We start from the raw sequence: 1,552 nt of genomic DNA, 5'->3' as shown, positions 1-1,552 counted from the left end.
ACCTCGGCTGATATGTAGGTGGTTCCTGTCAAGTGGCAGGTTGAAGCGCCCGCCCTGGGCCGTCGCTCGGGGCGGGCGCTTCTCTTGTCATCGTGTCCGTCGGTAGTGGTGCAGCGTGTCGTTGTCGACGCGCGGTCAAGACTGATATTCGCGGGTTGGTTACCGCATGACGGGGTTTCGGCAGGAGCGGGACCATCGGGTGTCTGAGGTCGAGCGTGGCCCTTGCGGGGCTGCTCACAGCCGAATCGTGGATCGCTCCTCGCGCTGCGCACGACGCCGTGAGGGCGCGATGCAAGCTTGGTTGTCGGGGCCGCTGGCCCCGGGTGGCTACTTGCAGCTCCTTCAGGCCTCGAGGACGGCCAGGGACCAGCACCAGCCGGCCAGCTCGCGAGCGATCGCGGTGGTGGCCACGGTGTGTTTCTTGCCCCGGGTCTCGAACTGGACCCAGCGGTGGTGCAGACGCCGGTTGCCCTCGTCCGCGCGGACCCGCGCCGCGGCCGGGGCGGCGTCCCACCGTTCTTGCAGGACCTTGCCCACGACGTAGCGGGGCTTGTGCAGCCAGGCCGACTCGATCAGCAGGCGGCGGGCGTGAGTGTTGCCGGCCTTGGTGATCCCGCCCTGGCGGCGTGAGCCGCCGGAGGAGTGCTCGGTCGGGGTCAGACCGAGGAACGCGCCGATCGAGGAACCGGTGAACCGGGTCCAGTCCCCGACCTCCACAGCCAGCGCGAACCCGGTCAGGGTGGCGATCCCGCGCAGGCAGCACAGCCGGGTCACCACAGGCGCGAACGAGGAGCTCGCGGCCAGGACGGCGATCTGCTCGTCGAGCCGGTCGCGGCGGGCCTGCAGGTGAGTGACCAGCTCGCGCGACTCGCTGAACGCCACCCGGGTGCCGAGGTCGGTGAAGCGGATCTGGTTCATCCACTGCTCGTGCGCCCTGGTCCACGCCCGCCCGCCGCAGTAGACGTGCCCGTGGCGCAGCAGCAGCTTGCCCAGGCGGTGGCGGGCGCTCATCAGATCCGAGCGGTTGTCGAACCGTAGACGGACCAGGTCCCGCGCCGATTCCTGCTCGATCGTGGGCACCACGACCGGCGACAGGTCCTCGACCCGCAGCAGGCGAGCCAGCAGGCGCGCGTCACGGGCATCGGTCTTGACCCGGTCCCCGGGCGCCCGGTTGATCTTCGACGGAGCCGCGACCGTGCACCGGATCCCCGCCTCGCCAAGCACGCGGGCCAGGCCGAAGCCGGTCGGGCCGGCCTCGTAGGCCACCGCGACCGGGCCCGGCAACCGCGCGATCCACGCCATGACGGGCCGGTAGTCCTCACCCGGGGCCACGGTCTGCTCGAACAACTCGCCCGTGAGCGAGTCAAGAGCGCTTGCTCGGATCGATCGTGCGTGCACGTCCAGGCCGACACTCGTACGCTCGGTGAACATCGGGGCCTCCTATGAATGTGGATAGGCCGGGCAGGGCAACCTGCTCGGTAACCCACGACTTTCATAGCGAGGCCCCGTCCCAGCGACCCAGGGCTACGCCCCAGACCCCCATACCGTCTGA

1 protein-coding gene is annotated in these 1,552 nt (G+C 69.9%); it reads right to left on the bottom strand.

The window, feature by feature from the left end; genetic code table 11:
• Positions 1-342: 342 nt before the first annotated feature.
• On the bottom strand, positions 343-1,431 hold the full coding sequence (locus DNL40_RS16105; RefSeq protein WP_111252284.1) for an IS110 family RNA-guided transposase: 1,089 nt from the start codon (positions 1,429-1,431) through the stop codon (positions 343-345).
• Between the last annotated feature and the right edge of the window lie 121 nt (positions 1,432-1,552).

The sequence above is a fragment of the Xylanimonas oleitrophica genome, from assembly GCF_003244315.1.
GTDB lineage: Bacteria > Actinomycetota > Actinomycetes > Actinomycetales > Cellulomonadaceae > Xylanimonas_A > Xylanimonas_A oleitrophica.
This window is presented reverse-complemented; position numbering and strand designations above follow the sequence as displayed.

Excerpts from the sequence above, each read along its gene's own strand:
- DNL40_RS16105 (WP_111252284.1), bottom strand. The coding sequence starts at position 1,431 with ATGTTCACCGAGCGTACGAGTGTCGGCCTGGACGTGCACGCACGATCG.